Here is an 18,804-nt window from a genome sequence, read left to right as displayed (position 1 = left end):
CGCGACAACGCGATGCCGGCACAGCCAGCCAAGAAGGAGAACTCACTTCATGAACAAGCGCCGACGCAGCCGGGCGAGCCGCCTGCGCAACTCCCCCGACTACCCGCCGAGCCAGCGCCGCCGCCGTACGCCCGAGCAGACGGAGGTGAAGAACCCCGTGGCGCCGGTCGAGACGCCGGACACCAAGCCGTCCGAGACGATCTGAGCGGACGCATCCGGATCCGGATGCGTCACCGGGTGCCCTCCTACGGGCGGGCACCCCCCTTCACACTCCCGACGGCCTCGCGGTGTATCCGCTCAAGACTCAAGTTCCCGCTCCTGCTGGCGACTTGAGCACCTAGGAGCCGCGACGGTAAATCCGGGTACGCCACATCGAACATCTCACGCATTCACGGACAAGTGAGACCCCGTGAGAATTGCGCCCGATTTGTTCGCTTATTCGGGAGTGGTCAATCCCTCCGCGCTTCACTCCATCCCATCCGGCGCCGGTCCTCTGCCGGCGCCGGGAGAGGACGACTGCATGGCATATCCCCCTCCCTCAAACGCATTCGCCATGGTCAGGCGCCATTTCGAGAACCCGCGCACCAAGGACTCGACGCATCTGACGGTCACCACAGATGTAGACAGCGGAGAAACAATCCGCTTGACCGCCGACGAGGTATGGCAGGCGGTGCACGGGGCGGACTCCTCCACTCCCGAGTTCATCGCGGCGATCTGGAGGGCGGCACTTCACGACGCCCAAGCCGAGCAGACCGCTGACGGCTCCGCGAAGCTCCTGGTGATCTGGCTGGCCATGCCACAGCTGGTCAGGACAGCACACCTCATCCGCCGACGCCTCCGCGCCGACCACGCCGATGTGGAGGCAGAGATGATCCTGGCCCTTCTGGAAGGGCTGCAGAACACAGATCTGACGGACCCGCTCTCCCCTCAGACCCTGATCAAAAAGGCGCGCAGCAGCGGGTGGCTCTTTGCCCGCGCAGGTCTGCAGGAGATTCCCTCGATGCATCTGGAGAACATCGGGCGGGACAGCCTATGGCCGGCATCGGATGAAACGGCCGACCACCTCGACCCGTCAGAGATCTTGGAGATCGAGGTCGCCCGACCTGACGGTCCGGACGGACCGTACGCTCCACTGCGTTTCCGTGTCCGCGCTGATCAGATCCGGCACGAAGCGCTCACCGAGCTCATCGACGAACACGAGGCGAGCAAAGCGAGTCACGGCAACGGGCCCCTACGGCGGCGCCAGAAGATCGGTTCCCTGCCTCTCCGTCAGTCCACAAGGAGACCATGAAGAACACAGCACGCGGTCCGCTCAGCTTCACCGAGATGTTCGAACTGCCGACCGCGGTGGATGTGAAAACCGCCGCCCGCGCTTTCAGCATCTCATCAGCGACCGCGTACCGGCTGGTCCAGGAAGGTACCTTCCCCTGCACCGTGCTCCTTGTCGGCGGTCGGTACCGCATTCCGACGACTGAGCTGATGCGGGTGCTCGGAGTGCAGGAGCGACCCCTGTACGCCGTGAACCCCGACACGGACCCAGGTCCCTCTCAAGGAAACATCACTCAGTAACAACACAACGGATCTGTGTGGCCCCGAAGCGAAAAGCTCGGGGCCACACACCCCGATCAGTGAAACGAACGCCCCCAACTCCCCAACGTTCAAGCCCCCTTGGAAGCAGGCTCAAGCACCGCCACACACTCCACATGATGAGTCATCGGAAACAGATCGAACGCCCGAAGCGACCGCACCCGATACCCCCCCTCCCGGAAATACCCCAGATCCCGGGCCAGAGCCGCCGGATCGCAAGCCACATAGGCGATCCGCCGCGCCCCGAGGGCCGCCAGCTGCGCGACGGTCCCCCGTCCCGCCCCCGCCCGCGGCGGATCGAGGACGATCAGGTCGACCTCGGTGATCCCGGTCCGCGGCAGCACCGCCTCGACCTTCCCCTGCTCCACCCGCACCCGCGGAAACTCGGCGAGATTGTGCCGCGCGTCCTCGACGGCCCGCTTCCCGGACTCGATCCCGAGCACGGCCCCCTTCTCCCCGAGCCGGTCCGCGAGCGCCCCCGCGAACAGCCCGACCCCGCAGTACAGATCGAGCGCCATCTCCCCCTTGCGCGGCAGCAGCCCCTGCATGACGGCCGTGACCAGCGTGTCCGCGGCCTGAGGGTGCACCTGCCAGAACCCGCCGCTGCCGACCCGGTGCGTACGCCCGTCGGCGCGCTCCCGCACGAACGGCCGCCCGTGGACGCGGTGGACGCCGCCGTCCTTCTCCTCGACCCGCATCACGGACACCGGCTTGTCCAGCTCGACGATCGGCAGCCGCGCCCCCGGCCGGGGCGTGAGGATGACCTGCCGGTCCTGCGAACCGGTCGCCGCGATCGCCTCGATGGACGCCATCCCGGCCCAGTCCCGCTTCTCGACCCCCAGCTCACTGACCCCGGGCGCCGCGATCATGCAGTGGTCGACGACCTCGACCTCGTGCGAGCGGTGCCGGCGCAGCCCCACGCGCCCGTCGGCGTCGACCGCGTACTGGACGCGCGTACGCCACTGCGGCACCTCCCCGGCGGGCAGCTTGTCGCCGTCGGCCGGCATGACCGTGCCGTCCCAGCCGGCCTCCTCGGGCGTGAGCCCGGCGAGCCGCTTCAGCTGCTCGGCGATCACCTCGCCCTTGAGCCGCCGCTGCGCCCCCGGCTTGGCGTGCTGCCAGTCGCAGCCGCCGCACTTGCCGGGCCCGGCGTAGGGGCAGGGCGCCGCGACCCGGTCCTTGGACGCCGTCAGCACCTCGACGGCGTCGGCGCGCAGGAACCGCGCCCCGTCCTCGGTCACCCGCGCGACGACCCGCTCACCGGGCAGCGCGTGCCGCACGAACAGCACCTGCCCGTCCTCGGTCCGCGCGACGCAGTGCCCGCCGTGCGCGACCGGCCCCACCTCGACCTCGAACTCCCGCCCCACGAGAGAGTCCGCGGGAGCCTCCGTGAGGGCCTCGGTGAGGGCCTCCGTAAGGGCCTCCCCCGCCTGCGGTTTCTTCGGTTCTGCCTGCATGGCGGGGTGACTCCAGACGGGAAAGGTGGGGAACGGTCTCACGGGTCCCGGCGGCGGCCGACAGAGCCGCGCACACCGGGCAGCCGCCGTACGACACGCTCACGGGACGACAGCCGTCCAGTCTAGGCCCTGTGAGGGACCCCGGCCGCCGGGACCGTCGTAGGCAAGAACCGCCCGCTACTTCCCCGCCCCCTCCTCCCGAGGCTCCCGGGACTCCCTCTCCGCGATCGGCCCCCGCCGCACCGACCCCGGCGCGGACCACTCCTGCCGTCGCCGGGCCCGCCGCTTCGCCGCCTCCGAGGACTGGAGCTGATACGGCACCGACGTGACCATCACACCGGGCGTGAACAGCAGCCGCCCCTTCAGCCGCAGCGCGCTCTGGTTGTGCAGCAGGTGCTCGTACCAGTGCCCGACCACGTACTCCGGGATGATCACCGACACCGCGTCGCGCGGCGATTCCCGGCGCAGGCTCTTGACGTACTCGATGACCGGCCGGGTGACCTCCCGGTAGGGCGAGTCGAGGACCTTCAGCGGTACGTCGATCCCGCGCCGCTCCCACTCCTCGCGCAGCAGCTTGGTCTCGGCCGGGTCGACGTTGACGGTGAGCGCCTCGAGGCTGTCGGACCGCATCAGCTTGGCGAAGGCCAGCGCCCGCAGGGTCGGCCGGTGGATCTTCGAGATCAGCAGCACGGAGTGCACCCGCGAGGGCCGCACGATGTCGTCCCCCGCCTCCTCGGTCGCCGTCAGCTCCTCGGCGACCCCGTCGTAGTGCCGCCGGATCGCGGTCATCGTCGCGAAGAAGATGACCATCCCGAGCAGCGCGACCCAGGCGCCGTGGGTGAACTTGGTGACGAGTACGACGACCAGGACGAGCCCGGTGAAGAACGCGCCGAACGCGTTGATCGCGCGGGAGCGGACCATGTGCCGCCGCTTGGCGGGGTCGGTCTCGGTCGCGAGGTGGCGGTTCCAGTGCCGGACCATGCCGGTCTGGCTGAGCGTGAAGGAGACGAACACGCCGACGATGTACAGCTGGATCAGCCGCGTGGAGTCGGCGCCGTAGATCCACACCAGGAAGGTCGCCGCGCCCGCGAGCAGGACGATGCCGTTGGAGAAGGCGAGCCGGTCGCCGCGGGTGTGCAGCTGGCGCGGCAGATAGCGGTCCTGGGCCAGGATCGAGCCGAGGACGGGGAAGCCGTTGTAGGCGGTGTTCGCCGCGAGGAACAGCACCAGCGCGGTGGCCGCCGCGAGGACGACGAACAGGAAGCTGCCCTTGCCGAAGACGGCCTCGGCGACCTGGGTGATGACCGGGTTCTGGACATATCCGGACCCGATCCCGACCCCGTTCCTCAGCAGGTCCGTCGCCGGGTTCTCGGCCATCCGCACGTCCGTGACCAGGGCCAGGACGATGATCCCGCAGAACATCGTCACGGCCAGCAGGCCCATCGCGAGGAGGGTCGTCGCGGCGTTCTTCGACTTCGGCTTGCGGAAGGCGGGCACGCCGTTGGAGATCGCCTCGACGCCGGTCAGCGCCGCGCAGCCGGAGGAGAACGCCCGCAGCAGCAGGAAGACCAGCGCGAAGCCGGCCAGCCCCTGGTGCTCGGCTCTGATCGTGAAGCCGGCCGTCGGCGCCCGCATGTCGTCCCCGAGCACCAGACCCCGGAACGCGCCCCACACGATCATGATGAAGACGCCGGCGACGAAGACGTACGTCGGGATCGCGAAGAGCTTCCCGGACTCCTTCACACCGCGCAGGTTCATCAAGGTCAGCAGCACGATGACGGCGACCGCGCACGCCGTCTTGTGCTCGACGACGAAGGGGACCGCGGAGCCGAGGTTCTCGATGCCGGAGGAGATCGAGACGGCGACGGTGAGGACGTAGTCGACGAGCAGCGCGCTCGCGACGGTCAGCCCGGCCTTGGGGCCGAGGTTGGTGGTCGCCACCTCGTAGTCGCCGCCGCCGCTGGGGTAGGCGTGCACGTTCTGGCGGTAGGAGGCCACCACGGTGAACATGAGCACGACCACCGCGAGCGCGATCCAGGGCGAGAAGTGGTACGCCGACACGCCCGCGATGGACAGGACCAGCAGCACCTCCCCCGGCGCGTAGGCCACGGAGGACAGCGGGTCGGACGCGAAGACGGGGAGGGCGATGCGCTTCGGCAGGAGCGTTTCTCCGAGCCGGTCACTACGCAGAGCGCGCCCGATCAGGATGCGTTTGGGCACGTCGGTCAGTTTGGACACAACAGGGAATCGTATGCCTTCGAACTGGCGCCCGGCCACCTGCGGTACCGCTTCTCGCCGAACGGGCACTCACGGGCCGTGCGCCGCGTTGAAAGAAGTGAGGCGCGTCTCGGCTCCCGGACAACGGCAAGGCGGGCACCGACCGGCATGATGGGGTGCCCGGCGGGCATGATGGTCTACTTCGCGACGGTTGGAACCAGCCGTGATCCGGAGGGCGACCAGCCGCGATCCGGAGGGCGACCAGCCGCGACGCCCCCGCCCAGTGAGCCGAGAGAGGAACATGAGCACGACATCGACGCAGGTCAGAGGGCCTGCGGAAAGCGTGGTGGTGTAACGCCATGCACATCGTCATCATGGGCTGCGGCCGGGTGGGCTCCGCCCTCGCGCAGACCCTGGAGCAGCAGGGGCACACCGTCGCGGTGATCGACCAGGACCCGACCGCCTTCCGGCGCCTCGGCTCCTCCTTCGGCGGTCGCCGGGTCACCGGCGTCGGCTTCGACCAGGACACGCTGCGCGAGGCGGGCATCGAGGAGGCCGGCGCCTTCGCCGCCGTCTCCAGCGGTGACAACTCCAACATCATCGCGGCCCGGGTGGCCCGCGAGATGTTCGGCATCGAGAACGTCGCGGCGCGGATCTACGACCCCCGGCGCGCCGAGGTCTACCAGCGCCTGGGCATCCCCACGGTCGCCACGGTCCGCTGGACCGCCGACCAGATGCTGCGCAGGCTGCTGCCGTCCGGCGCCGAGCCGCTGTGGCGCGATCCCACCGGCGGCGTCCAGCTCGCCGAGGTGCACACCTCACCGTCCTGGATCGGCCACAAGATCAGTACGTTGCAGGAGGAGACGGGCGTCCGTGTGGCGTTCCTCACCCGGCTGGGCGAGGCGATCCTGCCGACGTCCCAGACGGTCCTCCAGGAGGGCGACCTCGTGCATGTGATGATGCGCACCGACGAGGTCGAGAAGGTCGAGGCGGCGTTCGCCGAGGGCCCGCAGGAAGGCGGTCACCGATGAGGGTCGCCATCGCCGGCGCCGGCGCAGTGGGCCGCTCGATCGCGGGCGAGCTGCTGGAGAACGGCCATGAGGTCCTCCTCGTGGACAAGGCCCCGACCGCCATCTCGGTCGAACGGGTCCCCCAGGCGGAGTGGCTCCTGGCCGACGCCTGCGAGATCACGTCCCTGGACGAGGCGGCGCTCCAGCGCTGCAACGTCGTCATCGCCGCGACCGGCGACGACAAGGTCAACCTGGTCGTCTCCCTGCTCGCGAAGACGGAGTACGGCGTCCCCCGGGTCGTCGCCCGCGTCAACAACCCCAAGAACGAGTGGCTCTTCAACGAGTCCTGGGGCGTGGACGTGGCCGTCTCGACACCGCGCCTGATGTCGGCGCTGGTGGAGGAAGCGGTGTCGGTGGGCGACCTGGTCCGCCTGCTGCGCTTCAGCCACGGCGACGCGAACCTGGTGGAGCTGACCCTCCCCGAGGAGTCGGCCCTGGCCGGCACGCAGGTCGGCGACGTGGAATGGCCCGAGGACACGTCCTTGGTGACGATCATCCGCGGCACCCGCGTCCTGACCCCGACCCCGGACGACTCCCTGGAGGCGGGCGACGAGCTGCTGTTCGTGGCGGCGCAGGCGCGGGAGGAGCAGCTGGAGGATCTGCTGTCGGTGCGCCGGGAGGACACGGACGCGTGATCGGCGAAGGGCGCCCCATGCTGCATGGGGCGCCCTCTCGGTATGCGGGTCGGTAGGGGCTAGCCCTCCGCGGCGGCCCGGGCGGCCTTGCGCTCCTCCTCCGCCCGCTCCTCGGCCTCCATCTCGGCGAACACGTCGATCGGCGCGGGCGCCTTCGCGAGGAACACCCAGGTCAGCCAGACGGCGAGCAGGAACGGCGGAATCTTCAGCGCGATCAGCACCCACCCCAGCTGGGCGGTGTTGGCCCACCAGTACAGCGGGAACAGGATCGCGCACTTGCCCAGCAGAATCAGCCCCCAGGCCCAACTCGCCTTGGAATAGGCCTTCTTGCGCCCGGGATTACGCGTCCGCCAGGACAGGTTCTCCTTGAACACCGGCCCGAGCATCAGCCCGATCAGCGGCACCCCGCACAGCGTCGTGACGATGTACGCGAGCGCGAGCCCCAGCGTGTACAGCATCCCCGGCAGATAGAAGTCCTTGGCGTTGCCGGTCATCATCGCGAAGACGACACCGAAGGCGACCCCGAAGACCCCGCTGAACGCGTGCTTGACGGTGTCCCGCCGCACCAGCCGCACGGCGACCAGCACCAGCGAGACCGCCAGCGCGGCGATGGCCGACCAGTGCAGATCCTGGTTGACCGTATAGATCGTGACGAACAGCAGGCCGGGCAGCACCGTCTCGACCATGCCCCGGACGCCGCCGAACGCCTCGAACAGCGCGGCCTCCGTCACCGCCCGGGCATCCTGCTGAGTGTCTTCGGTCGGCTTGTCGAGCGACGTCACCGGCTACTCCCTACCAAGGGGTCTCAGTTCGTACTTGGGGTTGAACAGCACACGGCGGCCCCGGCTCATCGAGACCCGCCCGGACGCGATGAGCCTGCGTCCCGGTTCTATACCGACGATGGAGCGCCGCCCCAGCCACACCACGTCCAACGCGGCGGACCCGTCGAACAGTTCCGCCTCCAGCGCCGGCACTCCGGCCCGCGGGCGCAGCGTGACCGTGCGCAAGGTACCAGTAACCGTCACGATCTGGCGGTCGTGGCAGTCGCCGATGCGCGTGCAGCCGGCGGTCTCGGCGTCCTCCCGCAGTTCCTCGGACTCCAGGTCCTCCTGCGACGAGGAGAGCCGGTCGAACATCCGCCGAAGCCGGCCCACCGGCTTCTCGGAACGCGGTACGGCACTCATACCGGAAAGCGTACCGGCCCCCACCGACACCCCCGAACCCGCGCCCACACCGCCCCCGCCCCTCCCACCTCCCATCACCTCTCGAACCGATATCCCATGCCCGGCTCGGTGATGAAGTGCTTCGGATGCGAGGGGTCGGCCTCCAGCTTCCGCCGCAGCTGGGCCATGTACACCCGCAGATAGTTGGTCTCCGTCCCGTACGACGGCCCCCACACCTCCTGGAGCAGCTGTTTCTGGCTGACCAGCCGCCCGGTGTGCCGCACCAGCACCTCCAGCAGATGCCACTCGGTCGGCGTGAGCCGTACGTCCCGCCCGCCCCGGTGCACCTTCTTCGCGGCGAGGTCGACGGTGAACTCCTCGGTCTCCACCAGCACCTCGTCCTCCCCGCCCCCGGCCGGCTCGGCCCGCCGCACGGCCGCCCGCAGCCGCGCCAGCAGCTCGTCCATCCCGAACGGCTTGGTGACGTAGTCGTCGGCCCCGGCGTCCAGCGCCTGCACCTTCTCGTCCGAGGAGTGCCGCGCGGACAGCACCAGGATCGGCACCCGCGTCCACCCCCGCAGCCCCTTGATCACCTCGACGCCGTCCATGTCCGGCAGCCCCAGATCCAGCACCACCACATCGGGATGCCGCGCCGCCGCCAGCTGAAGCGCGCTCGCTCCGTCGTGCGCCGCGTCGACCTCGTACCTGCGCGCCTTGAGGTTGATCACCAGAGCCCGCACGATCTGCGGCTCGTCATCGACCACGAGCACCCTAGTGGGGCTCTGGGGACTCCCCCCGGCCATGCTCATCATGAGGCCTGCCTTTCGGACGGACGTTCTTCGGATACGACACCGGGGGCGCCGGGGGTGGGCGGGGCGCCCACCGCCGCCCGCAGCGTGAGCACCATCGTGAGCCCCCCGCCAGGAGTGTCCTCGGCGGTCAGCGTGCCGCCCATCGACTCGGCGAAGCCGCGGGCCACGGCGAGCCCGAGCCCCACGCCCGCCCCGCGCGGGGCGTCGCCGTAGCGCTGGAAGGGGGCGAAGATGCGCTCCTTGGCCGCGTCGGGCACACCGGGCCCCCGGTCGACGACGCGCACCTCGACCCGGTCCGACAGGGCGCTCGCGGCCACCAGGACGGTCTGGCCACCGGGGCTGTACTTGACGGCGTTCTCCACCAGGTTGGCCACCGCCCGCTCCAGCAGCCCGGCGTCCACGGAGACCATCGGCAGCGTCTCGGGGACGTCGAGCTCGACGCTGTCCTCCGGCACCCCGCCGAGCGCCATCGGCACGACCTCGTCGAGGTCGGTCTCCCGGATGATCGGCGTGACCGTCCCGGTCTGGAGCCGGGACATGTCGAGGAGGTTGCCCACGAGGTGGTCCAGCCGGTCCGCGCCCTCCTCGATCCCCTCCAGCAGCTCCGCCCGGTCCTCCTCGGACCACTCCACGTCGTCCGAGCGCAGGGAGGACACGGCCGCCTTGATCCCGGCGAGGGGGGTGCGCAGATCATGGCTGACGGCGGCCAGCAGCGCCGTACGGATGCGGTTGCCCTCGGCGAGGGCGCGCGACCGGTCGGCCTCCTCCTGGAGGCGTCTGCGGTCCAGGACGACGGCCGCCTGCGCGGCGAACGCGGCCAGCACCCGCCGGTCCTCGGCCGGCAGCACCCGCCCGGTCAGCGCCAGCGCCATATGGTCCCCGACCGGCACGTCGACGTCGGCCTCCTCCGGCCGCTCCGCCGCCCGCCCGAGCCCGACCCGGCCCGCGCTGGTCCACGGCTCGGCGTCACCCGCCCGCTCCAGCAGCGCCGCCGACTCCATCCCGAACGTCTCGCGGACCCGCTCCAGCAGCTCCTCCAGACCGGTCTCGCCGCGCAGCACGCTCCCCGCGAGGAACGACAGGATCTCCGACTCCGCCCGCAGCCGCGCCGCCTGATGCGTACGCCGGGCCGCGAGGTCCACGACGGAGGCGACGGCCACGCCGACCCCGACGAAGATCACGATGGCGACGATGTTCTTGGGGTCCGCGATCGTGAACCGGTGCAGCGGCGGGGTGTAGTAGTAGTTCAGCAGCAGCGAGCCGAGCGCCGCCGAGGCCAGCGCCGGCAGCAGCCCGCCGAGCAGCGCCGCCGCGACCGTCAGCGCCAGGAAGAGCAGCATGTCGTTGGCGAGCCCCAGCGGCACGCTGTTCAGCAGCAGCGCGAGGAGCACCGGGCCGCCGACCCCGACGAGCCAGCCCGCCACGACCCGCGCCCGCCCGAGCCGCGCCCCGCGCGCGACGGGCAGCCCCCGGCCCTTGGCGGCCTCCTCGTGATTGACGATGTGCACGTCCAGGTCGGGCCCCGACTCCCGGGCGACGGTCGCCCCGACACCGGGCCCGAGCACGTACTGCCACGCCTTGCGCCGCGAGGAGCCCAGCACGATCTGCGTCGCGTTCGCCCCCCGCGCGAAGTCCAGCAGCGCCACCGGGATGTCGTCCCCCACGACGTGGTGGAAGGTGCCGCCCAGGTCCTCCACCAGCGTGCGCTGCACGGCCAGCTCCTTCGGGGAGGCCGAGGTCAGGCCGTCGCTGCGGGAGATGTACACCGCCAGCACCTCGCCGCCGGCCCCCTTCTCCGCGAGCCGCGCCGCCCGCCGGATCAGCGTCCGCCCCTCGGGACCGCCGGTGAGCCCGACGACGATCCGCTCCCGCGAGCCCCAGATCGCCGAGACCTGATGCTCGCTGCGGTACCGGTTCAGATACTCGTCGACCCGGTCCGCCACCCACAGCAGCGCCAGCTCCCGCAGCGCCGTGAGGTTCCCCGGCCGGAAGTAGTTCGACAGCGCCGCGTCGACCTTCTCCGAGCGGTAGATGTTCCCGTGCGCCATCCGCCGCCGCAGCGCCTCCGGGGACATGTCGACCAGCTCGATCTGATCGGCCCGCCGGACGAACTCGTCCGGGACCGTCTCCCGCTGGCGCACCCCGGTGATCGACTCGACGACGTCGCCCAGGGACTCCAGATGCTGGATGTTGACGGTCGACACCACGTCGATCCCGGCCGCCAGCAGCTCCTCCACGTCCTGCCACCGCTTGGGATTGCGCGACCCCGGCACATTGGTGTGGGCCAGTTCGTCCACCAGAGCGACGGCGGGCGCCCGCCGCAGCACGGCGTCGACGTCCATCTCCTCGAACCCGGCCCCCCGGTACTCCAGGGCCCGCCGCTCCACCTGCTCCAGCCCGTGCAGCATCACCTCGGTACGCGGTCGCCCATGATGCTCGACGAACGCCACCACACAGTCCGTCCCCCGCTCGATCCGCCGATGCGCCTCGGAAAGCATGTTGTACGTCTTCCCGACTCCAGGCGCCGCCCCCAGATAGATCCGAAGCTTCCCGCGTCCCATAGCCCCATTGTCTTCCGCCGGCTCCAACCCACCCATCGACGACCCTACGACCCCCACCCCGGACAAACCGGACAAGATCCGAACACCTCCCCCACCTTTGACACACCCCTGACACTCCGGCCCCGGGGGGCCTCACTCCAGAACCTCCAGCTCACCAGCCACGGACTCACCAGCCACGAACTCACGGGCTCACGGGCTCACGGGCTCACCGACCCAATCCCACTCGGCCCGACCCGACCGCTACTCAGCCGGCCCCAGCCCCGCTCAGCCCGACCCGACCGCCGCTCAGCCCGACCCAGCCCCGCTCAGCTCGACCGGACCACCGCTCAGCCCAGCCGGCCGACCCCTGGCCAGACCCTCCGGCCCCAGCCCCGAACTCCGGCCCCCTCCCCGCCCGAGATCCGACTCCCCCTCCTCCCGGCGGAGCCCCCCTCACGCCTCCCGTATCCCCCCGTCCCCCAGCTCCAGCACCCGGTCCGCCAGGTCCAGCAGTGTCGCGTCATGTGTGGCGACCAGCGCCGTCACGTTCTCGCTGCGGACCACCGCCTTCAGGAGCCGCATCACCGCGTGTCCCGTCTCCGCGTCGAGCCGGCCGGTGGGCTCGTCGGCGATGAGGAGGGAGGGGCTGTTGGCGAGGGCGCGGGCGAGGGCGACGCGCTGCTGCTGGCCGCCGGAGAGTTCGCCGGGGCGCCGGTCGGCGTGGTCGGCGAGGCCGACCAGGGAGAGCAGGAGACGGACCCGCTCCTCGCGCTCGCCGGGGTCGGTGCGCCGCAGCCGCATCGGGACGCCCACGTTCTCCGCCGCCGTGAGGATCGGGATCAGGCCGAAGGACTGGAAGACGAAGCCGATGCGGTCCCGGCGCAGCCCGAGCAGCCCCTCCTCGGCCAGCCCCGCCAGCTCGAGGCCGTCGACGACGACCTGCCCCCGGTCGGGGGTGTCGAGCCCGCCCACGATGTTCAGCAGCGTGGTCTTCCCCGAACCCGAGCGCCCCTTCAGGGCGACCAGTTCCCCGCGCGGGATCTCGAACGAGACGCCGCGCAGGGCGTGCACGGCCGCGGCCCCGTGCCCGTACGACTTGTGGACCTCTTCGACGCGCACCATCGTCTCGGTGATCGTCACCTCGGCAGTTCCGCTCATGCGCCCTCCCCTTTTTCTCCCCGCGTACCCCCGCACCCGCCGCCCGTACCGGCGACCGGTGCGGAGCCCTCGACGCTCCGCCTGCTGCTCGCTTCCCGCCCCGAAAGGCCCTACACCAGCCTCATCGCACGAGCCCCCCGCCCCGGTTCACACTTCGCGGATTTTTTTCAGCATCCCCACCGCCACCGGCACGAACCCCCGCCGCGGCGCCCGCACGAACCCTGCCGCGGCCCCTCACACAACCCCCGCGGAAACGGCGAAGGACCGCGCCCCACCGGGACGCGGTCCTCGAAAACCCACGCGGCCGAAACCTCTCAGCGCACCTCGGTGATCTCCGGCCCCCGCTGCAACTGGCCCATGCCGCCGGAGAACCGCGAGCCCTCCGCCTCCTGCTGCTGAACCCCCTCCGGCACCATCTGGGCGTCGTTGGGCAGCTTCAGGACGATCGGGTCGCGGGGCGCCATGGGACCCTCGCCGCGGACGACGACCGTGTCCCGGAAGATCTGCTCCAGCAGCCCGGCGGCCTGCGGCTGCACCGCGCCCTGCCCGGAGATGACGCCCCGCAGGAACCAGCGCGGCCCGTCGACGCCGACGAAGCGCACGACGTGGAACCCGCTCGTGCCGTCCGGCAGCTGCACGGGCACCTGTGCCCGCAGCTCCCAGCCCAGCGGCCCCTCGACCTCGTCGATGATGCCGCCCTGCTGAGTGATCCCGGAGCCGATCTCCTCGCGGACCTCGCCCCAGATGCCCTCGCGCTTGGGGGCGGCGAAGGCCTGGAGCTGGATGGCGCTGTCGCGCAGCACGACGGTCGCCGCGACGATCGCGTCGCCCGCGACCTCGACCCGCAGTTCCATGCCGTCGACGCCGGGCACGAAGAGTCCGCCCAGGTCGACGCGGCCCTCTGCGGGGTCGCCCACCTCGGTGCTGTCCCAGGGGCCGTCGGGGCGCGGCTCGGGTTCGAGCCTCACGCGCTCGCGCGGGCCGCCTTCGTCGTCCGCCTCAGTGTCGACACTGTCGACGACCTGCTCGGCCTCGCCGGCCGCGTCCTCGGCGGCACCCTTCTTCTTGCGACGTCCGAACACGTCACTGTCCTTCCCGGTCGGATACGACCGAAGCGTATCGATTCCCACCCGTTGTGCCGCCCTCGGCGGCGTCACCGCTTGTGCTGTCCGGGCCCGCCACGGCGGCATGTCCGCCGGTGGACCCGAAGCCCCCCTCGCCCCGAGCCGACCCGGGAAGTTCCGCGACCTCCTGGAAGCGGACCCTCTCGACCTGCTGGACGACCAGTTGGGCAATCCGGTCGAAGCGCTCGAACCGCACCGCCTCGCGCGGATCGAGATTCACCACGATCACCTTGATCTCCCCACGGTACCCGGCATCAACCGTCCCGGGGGCATTCACGAGGGCGATGCCACAGCGGGCCGCGAGGCCGGAGCGGGGGTGCACGAAGGCCGCGTACCCCTCGGGGAGGGCGATGGACACCCCGGTGGGCAGCACGGCCCGCTCGCCGGGCTGGAGTTCGCAGCTCTCGGTGGTCCGCAGATCGGCCCCGGCGTCACCGGGCTGCGCGTACTGCGGCAGCGGTACGCCGGGGTGGACGCGCTTGATCAGCACGTCCAGGGGTTGACGGCTCACGGGTTCACCTCGAAGGCGCGGGCGCGCATGATCTGGGCGGGGTCGTTCCGGGCCGGCGCAGCGGGTGCGGGCGCATCGGGGTGCCGCACCGGTGTCCCGGCGTCCGCCGGAGGCTGAGGAGCTGCGGAAGTACCACTCACAGCCGCAGACCTTACCCGCGCGTCCGCACATCCAGGACACCGTGCCAAGCTTGGCCCCATGCAGCTCTCCGCGACCCCGTACGAAGAACGTCTCACCGCCCCGCGCTCCTGGTGGTTCATGGCCTTCCTGATCGGCGTCTCGACCGCCCTGGTGATGCTGCCGTTCGGCACCCTGCCGCTGCTGGGCGGTCTCGCCGGCGGTACGGCGGTCGCATCGGTGGTCGTGAGCGCGTACGGCTCCCCGCGCCTGCGCGTGGTGGGCGGTTTCCTCGTCGCGGGGGACGCGAAGATCCCGGTGACGGCGCTCGGCGAGGCCGAGGTGCTGGACCCGGAGGAGGCGCGTGCGTGGCGTACGTACAAGGCGGACACGCGCGCGTTCCTGATGCTGCGGGCGTACGTCCCGCGCGCGTTGCGCGTGATGGTCACGGACCCGGACGACCCGACGCCGTACCTGTACCTGTCGACGCGTGAGCCGGAGCGGCTGGCCCAGGCCCTCAAGGAGGCCCGGGAAGCCGCCGAGGCCTGAGCGGAAGCCGCTGAGGCCCGAGCAGGGGCGGCGGCAAAGCTTTCCCCCGTTCCGTACAAAAACTTCCGTACGGTAAAGGGCGGCGTTCAAATCTGTCCGAAAACGTCGCCCTTAAGGCACCGCGTTCCGTGCACGTTGTGCGCATTCCCGAAGCAGCGGTTTCGCAGTACGACCTCTCAGTGCCCTGTTTCTTTCGTTCCGTCGCCGATCGCGAGCGGGTCCTTGGGATGTTCCAGGGGCGGGAGAGAAGGCAGCGCGTCCCAGGGGATCTGGTGCTTGCGGAGGTCCGCGCGGATCTTCGCGGCGATTTTTCTGGTGTCACGCCGGTTCATGACGGCACCGACGGCGGCGCCCACCATGAAGGGGATCAGGTTGGGCAGATCCCGCACCATGCGTTTCATGATCTGCTGGCGCAGTTCGCGTTTCATCTGACCGCCGAGCGCGGAGTTCACCGAGGACGGCTTCATCACGTCGACGCCGCGCTCGCCCGACCATGAGCGCAGATAGGCCGTACTGCGGTCCTTGAGGCCGCCAGGGGGCCGCAGCCCGTAGACCTCGTGGAGTTCCGCGATCAGCTTGAGCTCGATCGCGGCGACGCCGGTGATCTCCGCCGCGAGCTCCGTGGGCATCGCGGGCGGCACGGGCAGCATGGCGGCCGCCCCGACGCCCGCCCCGACGGTCGCGGTGGCCTTCGAGGCGCCCGCCACGAGCTTGTCGGCGAGTTCCTCGGGTCCGAGCCCGGGGAACTGCGCGCGAAGCGTCCTGAGGTCGCGTACGGGGATTCTGGGGGCGTTGTCGATGATCCGGTCGGCGAGGTACCCGAGGCCCGCCCTGGCCCGGTCGGCGCCCTTGCGGACGCCTCCTCGCGCGAACTGCCGGGCCCTCGTACCGATCACCGCGGACCGCCGCCGGGCGACGGCCGCGGTGTTCTGTGCCGGCGCCGGGAGATCGCTCCCGTCGCCCGCGGGTCCGAGCGAGGCCGGTCCCTCAGGGACCGCTCCCGTGCCGGAGGAGCCTCGCTCGTCGTCACGCACGCCGTGCGGGCCGCCGTAGGGCCCGTTGTCCGCCTCTCTTGCCCTCCTCGGCAGGAGACGGCGCTTCCGAGGTGGGGTCGAGCCAGTCACGGCCGACCCCGCCTCAGTCGCAGTCGCGGCAGATCGGCTGGCCGTTCTTCTCTCGGGCCAGCTGGCTGCGGTGATGCACCAGGAAGCAGCTCATGCACGTGAACTCGTCCTGCTGCTTCGGCAGCACCCGGACGGCCAACTCCTCGTTCGAGAGATCGGCCCCGGGCAGCTCCAGGCCTTCTGCGGCCTCGAACTCGTCGACATCGACGGCTGACGCCGACTTGTCGTTACGCCGGGCCTTCAGCTCTTCGAGACTGTCGGAGTCGACGTCGTCGTCGGTCTTGCGTGGGGTGTCGTAATCGGTTGCCATTTCGCCTCTCCCCCTCTGGGTGAATGCGGTGTCTCCAGCGCACGTAACGCGTGAGAGGCCGGACTTGTGCCCGCCTCGAGGCGGAGATTTTGCCTCACATCAAGGTCTGTTACTCAATCGACACCCAACCGGACTCCTCACGGGTGATCGGGTTGGATGGCGATCGGGACCGTACACGGTCCGAATGTCGCACTCCAAAGGCGTCCCACCCTGTACTTCCCGTGATCAGGACCCCTGAAAACCCGGATTTTCCGGGCCATACAGCGGTCGGCATGATCACAGTAGGTAGATGGCCGGAAATTCGCCTTTGTGATCGATCACACACACGGGAGCGGAGCCGGGGCCCCGAAAATTCCGCGCGAAGCGAACACTCCCGCGTGTGTCGCGATCATGATCTCAGAGCGGCAGGGTAAACCGCATCACCAGGCCCCCTCCCTCACGCGGCTGGGCCGTGACATGCCCGCCGTGGGCCCGCGCCACCGATCGTACGATCGACAGCCCGAGCCCCACCCCCTTGTCGCTGCCGGTGCGCTCCGTGCGCAGCCGCCGGAACGGCTCGAAGAGGTTGTCGATCTCGTACGCGGGAACCACGGGACCGGTGTTGGACACCACCAGCACCGCCTGCCCGTGCTGCACCTCGGTGGTGACCTCGACCCAGCCGTCCTCGGGCACGTTGTAGCGCACCGCGTTCTGCACCAGGTTCAGCGCGATCCGCTCCAGCAGCACGCCGTTGCCCTGGACGACGGCACTGACCCGCTCGCCGCGGATCTCGACGCCCTTGGCCTCCGCCTCGGCGTGCGCCTGGTCGATCGCCTGCCCGGCGACCTCCGCGAGGTCGACCGGTTTGCGCTCCACGATCTGGTTGTCGCTGCGGGCGAGCAGCAGCAGGCCCTCCACGAGCTGCTCGCTGCGCTCGTTGGTCGCCAGCAGCGTCTTGCCGAGCTGCTGGAGCTCCACGGGCGCGTTCGGGTCCGAGAGGTGCACCTCCAGCAGCGTCCGGTTGATCGCCAGCGGGGTGCGCAGCTCGTGCGAGGCGTTGCCGACGAAGCGCTGCTGGGCCGTGAACGCCCTCTGGAGGCGCTCCAGCATGTCGTCGAGGGTGTCGGCGAGCTCCTTCAGCTCGTCGTCCGGGCCGTCCAGCTCGATACGGCGGGACAGGTCCGAGCCGGCCACCGCGCGCGCGGTGCGGGTGATCCGCCCGAGCGGGGTGAGCACCCGGCCGGCCATCGCGTACCCGAAGGCGAACGCGATCACCGCGAGGCCGAGCAGGGCCAGCAGGGAGCGGCTGAGGAGGTTGTCCAGGGCGGCCTGGCGGCGGTGGTCGATGCAGTCGCTGATCGCCGTGTTGAACGTCGACAGGGACAGCCCCGAGGCGTTGTTGATGGCCGGGCAGTACGCGCTGGAGACGTTGATCTGGTCCCCGCCGACGATCTTGAACGGCGGGCGGTTGCCCGTGTTGATCGCCTGGGCGGCCAGCAGGTAGATGATCGACAGCAGCAGGATGCCGGCGATCAGGAACATGCCGCCGTACAGCAGGGTGAGCCGTATGCGGATGGTCGGGCGCAGCCAGGGGAAGGGCACCTCGGGGCGCCGGGGGTCCCAGGTGGGCTTCGGGGGCGCCTGAGGGGGCGCGGGGGTCGAGGCCACGGTGGATCAGATCCGGTAGCCGGAGCCGGGGACGGTGACGATGACGGGCGGCTCGCCCAGTTTGCGGCGCAGGGTCATCACGGTGACGCGGACGACGTTGGTGAACGGGTCGGTGTTCTCGTCCCAGGCCTTCTCCAGGAGCTGCTCCGCGGAGACCACGGCGCCCTCGGAGCGCATCAGCACCTCCAGGACGGCGAACTCCTTGGGCGCCAGCTGCACCTCACGGCCGTCGCGGAAGACCTCGCGGCGGTTGGGGTCGAGCTTGATCCCGGCGCGCTCCAGGACGGGCGGCAGCGGCACGCTCGTACGCCGTCCCAGGGCCCGCACGCGCGCGATGAGCTCGCTGAAGGCGAAGGGCTTGGGCAGGTAGTCGTCGGCGCCGATCTCCAGGCCCTCGACGCGGTCGCTGACGTCCCCGGCGGCCGTGAGCATCAACACGCGCGTGGGCATGCCGAGTTCGACGATCTTGCGGCAGACGTCGTCCCCGTGGACGAGCGGGAGGTCGCGGTCGAGGACGACCACGTCGTAGTCGTTGACGCCGATGCGTTCGAGGGCCGCGGCGCCGTCGTACACGACGTCGACGGCCATGGCCTCCCGGCGCAGTCCGGTGGCCACCGCATCGGCGAGCAGCTGCTCGTCCTCGACGACGAGTACGCGCACGTCGCTGTCCTTCCTGTGTCCGCCCGCGACCGCTTCGGTGAGCGCGCCGGGGGCGGGGGCTCGATGGTATGTGGGCTCCATCCTGCCCTTTTCGGCCATAAGTCGGCTGTAAGACGGGTGAGA

The 18,804-nt window shown here is 70.5% G+C and carries 19 protein-coding genes and 1 pseudogene; 6 read left to right on the top strand and 14 right to left on the bottom strand.

The features are described 5' to 3' along the window. Positions 1-49: 49 nt before the first annotated feature. The 3 genes from ACYUD3_RS00785 (at position 50) to ACYUD3_RS00775 (ending at position 1,569) form a co-directional block, all read left to right on the top strand. Positions 50-205: a hypothetical protein gene (locus ACYUD3_RS00785; RefSeq protein ID WP_470961786.1), complete on the top strand. Its 156-nt coding sequence runs from the start codon at positions 50-52 to the stop codon at positions 203-205. A 438-nt stretch (positions 206-643) separates the two neighbouring features. Next, the gene (locus tag ACYUD3_RS00780) at positions 644-1,291 is read left to right on the top strand and encodes a hypothetical protein (RefSeq protein WP_470961783.1); all 648 of its coding nucleotides are present in this window, start codon (positions 644-646) and stop codon (positions 1,289-1,291) included. Continuing rightward, positions 1,288-1,569: a helix-turn-helix domain-containing protein gene (locus ACYUD3_RS00775; protein ID WP_470961780.1), complete on the top strand. Its 282-nt coding sequence runs from the start codon at positions 1,288-1,290 to the stop codon at positions 1,567-1,569. Before ACYUD3_RS00780 ends, ACYUD3_RS00775 begins: the two co-directional genes overlap by 4 nt. 89 nt (positions 1,570-1,658) lie before the next feature. Here ACYUD3_RS00775 and ACYUD3_RS00770 read toward each other — a convergent pair whose 3' ends face one another. Together ACYUD3_RS00770 and ACYUD3_RS00765 are read right to left on the bottom strand one after the other, a co-directional pair. Beyond that, entirely contained in the window at positions 1,659-3,044 is a 1,386-nt protein-coding gene (locus ACYUD3_RS00770) for a class I SAM-dependent RNA methyltransferase (protein WP_470961777.1), read from the bottom strand. Between the two features lie 177 nt (positions 3,045-3,221). Continuing rightward, positions 3,222-5,282 carry an APC family permease gene (locus tag ACYUD3_RS00765; protein WP_470961774.1) on the bottom strand — a complete coding sequence of 687 codons (2,061 nt, stop codon included), beginning with the start codon at positions 5,280-5,282 and terminating at the stop codon, positions 3,222-3,224. A gap of 338 nt (positions 5,283-5,620) precedes the next feature. On the opposite strand from ACYUD3_RS00765, the gene ACYUD3_RS00760 reads away from it, so the two are divergent. Next, positions 5,621-6,292, top strand: a complete 672-nt coding sequence (locus tag ACYUD3_RS00760; protein WP_470961771.1) for a potassium channel family protein — start codon at positions 5,621-5,623, stop codon at positions 6,290-6,292. Then, positions 6,289-6,966 carry a potassium channel family protein gene (locus tag ACYUD3_RS00755; RefSeq protein ID WP_470961768.1) on the top strand — a complete coding sequence of 226 codons (678 nt, stop codon included), beginning with the start codon at positions 6,289-6,291 and terminating at the stop codon, positions 6,964-6,966. Before ACYUD3_RS00760 ends, ACYUD3_RS00755 begins: the two co-directional genes overlap by 4 nt. Positions 6,967-7,025: 59 nt before the next feature. Here the strand turns inward: ACYUD3_RS00755 and ACYUD3_RS00750 are convergent, their stop codons facing one another. From ACYUD3_RS00750 to ACYUD3_RS00715, 8 genes and pseudogenes are all read right to left on the bottom strand, one after another. Further along, on the bottom strand, positions 7,026-7,748 hold the full coding sequence (locus ACYUD3_RS00750; RefSeq protein WP_470961765.1) for a DUF3159 domain-containing protein: 723 nt from the start codon (positions 7,746-7,748) through the stop codon (positions 7,026-7,028). A gap of 3 nt (positions 7,749-7,751) precedes the next feature. Next, positions 7,752-8,150 carry an OB-fold nucleic acid binding domain-containing protein gene (locus ACYUD3_RS00745; protein WP_470961762.1) on the bottom strand — a complete coding sequence of 133 codons (399 nt, stop codon included), beginning with the start codon at positions 8,148-8,150 and terminating at the stop codon, positions 7,752-7,754. Positions 8,151-8,224: 74 nt separating this feature from the next. Then, positions 8,225-8,941: a response regulator gene (locus ACYUD3_RS00740; RefSeq protein ID WP_470961759.1), complete on the bottom strand. Its 717-nt coding sequence runs from the start codon at positions 8,939-8,941 to the stop codon at positions 8,225-8,227. Continuing rightward, positions 8,938-11,502 carry a sensor histidine kinase gene (locus ACYUD3_RS00735; protein WP_470961757.1) on the bottom strand — a complete coding sequence of 855 codons (2,565 nt, stop codon included), beginning with the start codon at positions 11,500-11,502 and terminating at the stop codon, positions 8,938-8,940. The genes ACYUD3_RS00740 and ACYUD3_RS00735 overlap by 4 nt, the downstream gene beginning before the upstream one ends. Before the next feature lie 432 nt (positions 11,503-11,934). Continuing rightward, the gene (locus tag ACYUD3_RS00730) at positions 11,935-12,639 is read right to left on the bottom strand and encodes an ABC transporter ATP-binding protein (protein ID WP_470961754.1); all 705 of its coding nucleotides are present in this window, start codon (positions 12,637-12,639) and stop codon (positions 11,935-11,937) included. Positions 12,640-12,953: 314 nt separating this feature from the next. Next, positions 12,954-13,721, bottom strand: a complete 768-nt coding sequence (locus ACYUD3_RS00725; RefSeq protein WP_470961751.1) for a DUF3710 domain-containing protein — start codon at positions 13,719-13,721, stop codon at positions 12,954-12,956. 1 nt (position 13,722) lies between these two features. Further along, positions 13,723-14,274, bottom strand: a complete 552-nt coding sequence (dut, locus tag ACYUD3_RS00720; RefSeq protein ID WP_470961748.1) for a dUTP diphosphatase — start codon at positions 14,272-14,274, stop codon at positions 13,723-13,725. Positions 14,275-14,327: 53 nt separating this feature from the next. After that, positions 14,328-14,414: pseudogene (locus tag ACYUD3_RS00715) on the bottom strand (PaaI family thioesterase); the annotation flags it as partial. 58 nt (positions 14,415-14,472) lie between these two features. Between ACYUD3_RS00715 and ACYUD3_RS00710 the strand changes: the two are divergent. Beyond that, entirely contained in the window at positions 14,473-14,940 is a 468-nt protein-coding gene (locus tag ACYUD3_RS00710; RefSeq protein WP_470961744.1) for a DUF3093 domain-containing protein, read from the top strand. 176 nt (positions 14,941-15,116) lie between these two features. Here the strand turns inward: ACYUD3_RS00710 and ACYUD3_RS00705 are convergent, their stop codons facing one another. From ACYUD3_RS00705 to ACYUD3_RS00690, 4 genes are all read right to left on the bottom strand, one after another. Then, positions 15,117-16,064 carry a hypothetical protein gene (locus ACYUD3_RS00705; RefSeq protein ID WP_470961741.1) on the bottom strand — a complete coding sequence of 316 codons (948 nt, stop codon included), beginning with the start codon at positions 16,062-16,064 and terminating at the stop codon, positions 15,117-15,119. A gap of 13 nt (positions 16,065-16,077) precedes the next feature. Then, complete coding sequence (locus ACYUD3_RS00700) at positions 16,078-16,374, bottom strand: DUF4193 domain-containing protein (protein WP_003993510.1); 297 nt, start codon at positions 16,372-16,374, stop codon at positions 16,078-16,080. A 396-nt stretch (positions 16,375-16,770) separates the two neighbouring features. After that, positions 16,771-18,021, bottom strand: a complete 1,251-nt coding sequence (locus tag ACYUD3_RS00695; RefSeq protein WP_470961737.1) for a sensor histidine kinase — start codon at positions 18,019-18,021, stop codon at positions 16,771-16,773. A gap of 6 nt (positions 18,022-18,027) precedes the next feature. Further along, complete coding sequence (locus tag ACYUD3_RS00690) at positions 18,028-18,681, bottom strand: response regulator transcription factor (RefSeq protein WP_470961734.1); 654 nt, start codon at positions 18,679-18,681, stop codon at positions 18,028-18,030. Positions 18,682-18,804: the final 123 nt, after the last annotated feature.

This window comes from Streptomyces sp. AMJ-169 (assembly GCF_055597585.1).
Note: the sequence above shows the minus strand (reverse complement) of the source record. Positions and strands in the feature narration are given on the sequence as shown.